This is a genomic window from Caloramator australicus RC3 (assembly GCF_000297115.1).
In the GTDB taxonomy this organism is placed as follows: domain Bacteria; phylum Bacillota; class Clostridia; order Clostridiales; family Caloramatoraceae; genus Caloramator; species Caloramator australicus.
Map to the genome: position 1 here is coordinate 1 of NZ_CAKP01000145.1, position 5,526 is coordinate 5,526.

At 32.2% G+C, this 5,526-nt stretch carries 7 protein-coding genes and 1 pseudogene; all 8 read left to right on the plus strand.

What is annotated here, in order from left to right; genetic code table 11:
• Positions 1 to 66 precede the first annotated feature (66 nt).
• Positions 67 to 291: a zinc ribbon domain-containing protein gene (locus tag CAAU_RS13335; RefSeq protein ID WP_008909967.1), complete on the plus strand. Its 225-nt coding sequence runs from the start codon at positions 67 to 69 to the stop codon at positions 289 to 291.
• A 147-nt stretch (positions 292 to 438) separates the two neighbouring features.
• The gene (locus CAAU_RS13340) at positions 439 to 816 is read left to right on the plus strand and encodes a glycosyltransferase family protein (protein ID WP_008909968.1); all 378 of its coding nucleotides are present in this window, start codon (positions 439 to 441) and stop codon (positions 814 to 816) included.
• A gap of 12 nt (positions 817 to 828) precedes the next feature.
• Complete coding sequence (locus CAAU_RS15090; RefSeq protein WP_040306789.1) at positions 829 to 1,089, plus strand: hypothetical protein; 261 nt, start codon at positions 829 to 831, stop codon at positions 1,087 to 1,089.
• Between the two features lies 1 nt (position 1,090).
• Positions 1,091 to 2,308: a glycosyltransferase family 39 protein gene (locus CAAU_RS13350; protein WP_008909970.1), complete on the plus strand. Its 1,218-nt coding sequence runs from the start codon at positions 1,091 to 1,093 to the stop codon at positions 2,306 to 2,308.
• Between the two features lie 15 nt (positions 2,309 to 2,323).
• Positions 2,324 to 2,716, plus strand: coding sequence for a hypothetical protein (locus CAAU_RS13355; protein WP_008909971.1), 393 nt, complete (start codon positions 2,324 to 2,326; stop codon positions 2,714 to 2,716).
• Between the two features lies 1 nt (position 2,717).
• Positions 2,718 to 3,365 (plus strand): fructose-6-phosphate aldolase, encoded by a 648-nt coding sequence (gene fsa, locus CAAU_RS13360; protein ID WP_008909972.1) that lies wholly within the window; start codon positions 2,718 to 2,720, stop codon positions 3,363 to 3,365.
• Between the two features lie 209 nt (positions 3,366 to 3,574).
• Positions 3,575 to 4,947, plus strand: a pseudogene (gene rho, locus CAAU_RS13365) (transcription termination factor Rho).
• 191 nt (positions 4,948 to 5,138) lie between these two features.
• On the plus strand, positions 5,139 to 5,526 hold a 388-nt coding region (locus CAAU_RS13370; RefSeq protein ID WP_040306791.1), incomplete at its 3' end, for a UPF0236 family transposase-like protein.

Genomic DNA, 5,526 nt, shown 5'->3' on the forward strand with positions numbered 1-5,526 from the left:
ATATGTTAAGAAATAACAAACTAATCAAAGTCCATATCAGATGTAGCATGGTCAAAATTTGTAAATATGCTTGAATATAAAGCATTATGGTATGGAAGAACAATAGTAAAAATAGATATGTTTTATCCATCAAGTCAAATATGTAATGTATGTGGTTATAAAAATGAAGAAGTAAAAGACTTAAACGTAAGGGAGTGGGAATGTCCAATATGTAGGACAGCCCATGATAGAGATGTAAATGCAAGTAAAAATATATTAAAAGAAGGAAAGAGGATATTAGGCATAGCATAAGTAAAAACAGTAGGGTAGGGACTACCCGAATTAACGCCTGTGGAGATAGTAGGTTACGAGGTTGATGAAGCAGGAATCCCGCGACTTTAGTCGTGGGAGGTTCAAGGAGATGGGCAGCATAGGGCTGAATATATAGATGATTTGATTTTGGAAATTCAAAAAGGATTTGACCTTGTTATAGGTTCAAGATTTTTAGAGAGGAATTTCTATAAACCACCTTTTTTAAGGCGCTTGGGAATAAAATTTTTTGCTTTTTTAGTTTCAGTTATTACAGGACAAAGAATAACAGATCCTACATCGGGGTTTAGAGCCTTTAGCAAGAGAGCAATAGATGCTTTTTGTAGGTATTATCCCTATGATTATCCTGAAGTTGAGGCTATAAGCTATGCTAAGTCCTCTAATCTAAGAATTAGCGAAGTTGCTGTAAAGATGAATAAGCGTGAGGAGGGAAGATCATCAATAACCCCTATGAAATCCATATATTATGCCCTTAAGGTAACACTTTCATTACTTTTGAAATCTTAAGGAGTGAAGGATTTGTTTACTATAATTTTTTTATTGTTAATTTACTACTTTTCTAAGGAAAGGATTTTGGATATTAGATTTTCCTTATGGCTTTTATTTTTTTACTTTTCATTTTTTGTATTTTTAAAATTTAAAGGGTTAGGGTCGGTGATTATTTTTTCAATTCTTTGTATTTTATATCTATTAATAATTATATCTAAGCTTCAAAGACAGATAATAAGATTGGTTCAAGAGGTGGGGCTTTTAAAGGAAAGGTTAGAAGAGGAGGATTAGGTTGAAAAAAAGGATTCTAGTTTTAGTTATTATTTTTGTTTTGTTGAATATATATATTAGCATAAGATTTTGTCAAAACTATTATCTTGGAAGTTTTATATCTTTAAACAATGATGATGTTAAATATATAAGAAGTGGACTATATCTTTTAAGGGAAGGAAGGCTTATTTATAGAAGTAAGCTGGATACAGTTTATATTATGCCAGGACTTCCGATTGTTTTGGCTTTATTTTTATCCTTTTTTTCTTTATTTAAGGCAGTCCTAGCCTTTAGAATTTTTCAAGCTATCATACAAGGAATATCCCTTGCTTTAATATATTTATTGGCAAAAGAAGTTTTTAACGAAAGGGTTGGGGCTTTAGCATCTTTAATAGATGCCTTATATCTTCCTGAATATTTTGTGACTCAAGTTGTGCTAACGGAAGGGATTTTTAAATTTTTATTTTTATGTAGTTTATATTTTTTGGTCTTAGCATTAAAGGAGGATAATGAAAGGCATTATTATTTGAGCGGTTTGTTTTGGAGTTTGAGCTTATATTTTAAGCCGGTGATTGCTCTACTTCCGGTTGTATTAGTTATTTATTGGATAAGAGAAGGATTTGATTATAAATGGTGTGTAAGAATTAGCTTTAAAGTTGCAATTATTTTTGTCTTGATATTAAGTCCATGGTGGATAAGGAATTATTTGATTTTTAAAAGATTTGTTCCGTTTACACTGTCAAGCGGAAATCCAATGCTTCAAGCAACCTATGTAAATTACGACCAAAGTAAAGATTATGTCCCTTATAAGACCTCTGATGATGAAATAAGAAATGATGAGATTGAAAGGAAGATAGCTAAGGAAAGGTTTATAAGTCAGCTTAACAAGGATCCTAAGGGATATCTATATTGGTATCTTATAAAGAAACAAATTTATTTGTTTAATAGGCCCTTTTATTGGAGGAATGTTTTTGGAGTAAGATTAAAATATGTTAATTATGTCCATAATTTTATAGTAGTTCTTGGCTTTTTAGGGATGCTTTTATCCTTTGGTAGGATATCTAAAATATTAAAGTATGTAGTTGTTTATTTTATTATTGTATATATTCCTTATTTTACTTTTTCAAGATACGGTTATCCCTTGATGCCTATTTTAATGATCTTTTGTAGTTATATTCTACAAAAAAATTTTTCATTCGACAAAAGAAGGATTTTTAATTGGGACGTTGAATATTTTTAAAAAGGAGGTGTTACTATGTTTATTTCACCTAAGTTTGTCATTGCAGTAAAGTGTAGTAGTTGCGGAAAATTTAAAAAAATTGATATAGATCTTTTTAAGGCAAAGGAAGCTAAGGGATTAAAATGTGAATGCGGTGGAAGTTTATTAAGCTATAAGATAGTGAACAAGGAAGTGGTTTTGGATATCAAATGCGTCTTTTGCGATAGAATCCACAGATATAAGTTTAAACTAAAGGACATAATTGAAAAACCTTTAAAGATAATAAACTGCTCCTTTAATGGTTTTGAAATAGCTTTTGCTGGAAAAGATGATGCAATTAATGCTATAATAGATAGGTATGAAAATGATTTTGATGAGCTTTTAAAGCTTTTAGGCTTTAATTATCAATCAAGTGTAAGGAGGGTTTAAAGTGAAGCTATTTATCGATACTGCAAATGTAAATGAAATTAGAGAAGCAAACTCCTGGGGAGTTATATGCGGTGTAACAACAAATCCATCCCTTATTGCAAAGGAAGGTAGGGACTTTGTAGAAGTAGTTAAGGAGATAACTGATATAGTGGATGGACCTATTAGTGCTGAAGTTATTAGCCTTGATCATGAGGGTATGATTAAGGAAGCAAGGGAACTTGCAAAGATACATAAAAACATAGTTATAAAGATTCCTATGACTATTGAAGGCTTAAAGGCTGTAAAGGTTCTTTCAAAGGAAGGAATAAAGACTAACGTGACTTTGATATTCTCATCAGCCCAGGCACTTCTTGCTGCAAAGGCAGGTGCAACTTATGTTAGCCCATTCCTTGGAAGACTTGATGACATTGGTCAGGATGGAATGTATTTGATTGAAGAAATAGTTAGAATTTTTGACAACTATGGTATTGAAACAGAAATAATAGCTGCAAGCATAAGACATCCTATTCATGTTGAAAAGGCTGCCCTTGCAGGTGCGCACATTGCAACAGTTCCATTTAAAGTATTAGAACAAATGACAAAACATCCATTAACAGATATAGGCATAGAAAGATTCCTAAAAGATTGGGAGAAGGTTCCTAAGAAATAAGCTGCCAGCTGGCAGCTTTTTTTAATAGGGACGGTTCTTATTTGTTTAATTTTTGCAACAACTTCCCATGATACTTTACAATTCAGCTAATTTTTTATAAAATAATACTTACCATATATTCGATTTTCTGTATCCTCTGTGTTTCCCATTTCGCGACTTGTTTCCCCTATTATTAAATTTTAAATAAAACTGCAACCAGGAGGTATTTTATGGATTTTGAAGAATTAAAAGGAAAAACTTTGGATGAGCTGAGGGAATTAGGTAAAGAACTTGGAATTAAATCAGTCACAAGATTAAGAAAAAGTGAGCTAATTGAAGAAATACTTAAATTACAGGAAGAAAATAATGATGAGAAAGATATTAAAGAGGATATTCCAGTTATCATACCAGAAGTTGAAAAGGAATTGGAAGAAATTAAACTTCATGATATAGATGTAGACAAAAGAAATAAACTTCAAGAACTTTTAGTTGATTCGGATACGGTAGAGGGTATTTTTGAACTTATCGAAAATCAATCATATGGTTTTTTAAGACTTGATAATTATCAACAGGGGCCAAGGGATGTTTACGTTTCGCCTTCCCAGATAAGAAAATTTAACTTAAGAACAGGAGACAAAGTTAAGGGTAAAGCAAGAATTCCAAATGAAACTGAAAAATACAGGGCTCTTTTGTATCTTCAAGAGATAAACGGACTACCACCAGAAAAAATACAAGGAAGAAAAGCCTTTGAAAATTTAACTCCAATATATCCGACTAAAAGATTAACCCTTGAAACATCAGGCAATGAACTTGCTACAAGGCTTATCGATATTTTAGCTCCTATTGGAAGGGGACAGAGGGGACTTATTGTTGCACCTCCTAAGGCAGGAAAAACCGTCTTGCTTAAAAAGATTGCAAATGCTATAACAAGAAATCATCCGGATGTGGAATTGATTGTTTTGTTAATAGATGAAAGACCTGAAGAAGTTACTGACATGCAAAGGTCTATACAAGGGGAAGTTGTTTATTCCACCTTTGACGAAGAGCCGGAAAATCATACAAGGGTTGCAGAATTGGTTCTTGAGAGGGCTAAAAGATTGGTTGAACTAAAAAAGATGTGGTTATTTTGCTTGATAGCTTAACAAGGCTTGCAAGGGCATATAACTTAACAATTTCCCCAACCGGAAGAACACTATCAGGCGGTTTGGATCCAGGTGCCCTGATTCAGCCCAAAAAATTCTTTGGAGCTGCAAGAAACATAGAAGAAGGTGGAAGTCTTACAATCCTTGCAACAGCCCTTATTGAAACAGGAAGCCGTATGGACGATGTAATTTTCGAAGAATTTAAGGGAACAGGTAACATGGAAGTACACTTAGATAGAAAGCTTCAAGAAAGAAGAATATTCCCAGCGATTGATATAAACAAATCCGGAACAAGAAGAGAAGACCTTTTATTAACAAACGAAGAATACAATGCCGTAATGGCAGTAAGGCGTGTTTTAGCAACGGAAACTACCCAAGAGGCAACTGAAAAATTGATCCACGCCCTTTTAAAGACTAAAAATAATAAAGAATTTGTTCAAATGTTCCCCAAACTAATTTAAGGGGAACAACATAGGGACAGTTCTTAATTATTTTATTTTCATGTAAATTACATTTTCTCTAAATTATAAACAAACTTATAACATAGTGTAAAATTATTGTAGGACGAAAAAGGACAAAAAATTTAAAAGAGACAACCCCTGTGGTAAAATAAAAAGTGGAAAAAACACAAATCAATAAGGGGGTGTCTCTTTTGAATAATATTATACAACATGATATTATACAACAACATTTAATAAATTTCACTACTAAATTAATAAAAAATGTAGAAGAAATGCTGTCAAAAGAATGGGATTTTACAAAACTTGTTGAGGTAGTTAAAGAATCGACTGATGAACTTGGAAGGAATATAATAAAAGACTTTTTAGAAGAATTAGATAAAGCGATTAAAGAAGATGATAAGAGAAAAAAGGAATGGATAGTTGAAAGAAAAGACAAGAAAAGTATTATTACGCTCCTAGGAGGAATAGAATATTCAAGAACATACTACAAATCAAGAAAGAGCGGAGAATATAGATATTTACTTGATGATGTTATAGGTATAAGGAAACATGAGAAGGTGGATAAAGAAGTAAAGATAA